This window comes from Chromohalobacter sp. 48-RD10 (assembly GCF_029889785.1).
Taxonomy (GTDB): Bacteria; Pseudomonadota; Gammaproteobacteria; order Pseudomonadales; family Halomonadaceae; genus Chromohalobacter.
In genome coordinates, this window is record NZ_JARANX010000133.1 from 1 (window position 1) to 1475 (window position 1475).

At 59.8% G+C, this 1475-nt stretch carries 1 protein-coding gene; it reads left to right on the top strand.

Going from position 1 to position 1475, the window contains the following annotated elements; genetic code table 11:
• Nucleotides 1-73: 73 nt before the first annotated feature.
• Complete coding sequence (locus OP496_RS17730; protein WP_280565232.1) at nt 74-1288, top strand: amino acid deaminase; 1215 nt, start codon at nt 74-76, stop codon at nt 1286-1288.
• Nucleotides 1289-1475: the final 187 nt, after the last annotated feature.

A 1475-nucleotide genomic window follows, 5' to 3' on the forward strand; every position in this document is an offset into this window, starting at 1 on the left:
GTTAGGTACTAACATATTTTTAAATTATGTGTTAGTAAATACCCTCTAAGTATAAAAGTCTGAGGAGAATACGATGTCCGAACGCGTGCAAGGGGCAATGGAAAAAGGCACACCGCTGGTGCATCCGGGGCATCTGCTGCGTGACGTTCCGCTACCAGCGGCGGTGGTCTTCGAGGCGCCGCTGGCTTACAACCTGGCCTGGATGCAGCGTTTCGCCGATGACCACGGTGCCAAGTTGGCGCCGCACGGGAAGACCACCATGGCGCCGGCGTTGTTCAAGCGACAGATCGAGGCGGGGGCGTGGGGCATCACGCTTGCGACGGCGGTGCAGAGCGTGACGGCGCATGCCCATGGCATCGGCCGCGTACTGATGGTCAATCAATTGGTCGGGCACCCCAACATGACCCTGGTGGCAGATGCCATCGCGCGCGGGCTCGAGTATTACTGCGTGGTGGATAGTGTCGATAATGTGCGCGATCTTGGGGCGTTCTTTGCCGAGCGTGGCCTTACGCTCAACGTGCTGATCGAACTGGGCGTCGACGGCGGGCGCTGCGGATGTCGCAATGCCGAGCAGGTCGAGACGCTGGTCGCGGCGATCGGCGAAGAATCCGCCCTGGCGCTGGTGGGCGTTGAGGGATACGAGGGCATGATCGCTGGCGGCGATGAAGTGGCTTCCGTACGTGCCTACGGCGAGCGCTTGGTGGAGACCGTGCGCATGTTGCAGGCCAGCGGTGTGCTCAAGTGCGAGGCGCCGCTAGTCACCGCCTCCGGCTCCAAGTGGTTCGATCTGATCGCCGACGCGTTCGACAAGGCAGCGCTGCGCGAGCACTACACGCCGGTGCTGAGACCGGGCTGTTACGTGGTGCACGATCACAAGCTCTATGCCGGGGCGATGGCCAATGTGAAAGCGCGTCAGCCCAAGCTCGAGGGCGAGCTGCAGCCGGCGCTCGAGGTCTTCGCGCATGTACAATCAATGCCCGAGCCCGGTTTGGCCATTATCGCGCTGGGCAAACGCGATATCGGCCATGAGCCGGACCTGCCGTTACCGCTTCGACTCTATTCTCTGCATAACGAGAACGTGGCTCCGGTCGATATCAGCGCGTGGAGGACGACGCATATCATGGATCAGCATGTGTTCCTCGAGATTCCTGAACACGCCGATATTGCCGTGGGCGATGTGATTGCCTTCGGCACTTCCCACCCATGCCTGACGTTCGACAAGTGGCGTCGCGTATTGTGCGTTGATGAGTCGCTGGAGGTGGCAGAGGTGATGACGACATACTTCTGAGTGGTGCAAGGCACGCATGGGCCAGGCTAAATAGCGATTAGACTTAAGGCGGGTGTGCGTGCTATATGCTAATATGCTGTCCCGCTTACTGAATTCGTCCGCCGGCAGTATCTATTCGTCCGGCAGACCCGACCTGTCGATATCATCATGACGCACCGTTACCTCAATACCTCCTTGTTGCTGGGCG

What these genes read in the sequence shown, in the direction of transcription:
- OP496_RS17730 (WP_280565232.1), top strand. Translation starts at nt 74, where the DNA reads ATGTCCGAACGCGTGCAAGGGGCAATGGAAAAAGGCACACCGCTGGTG.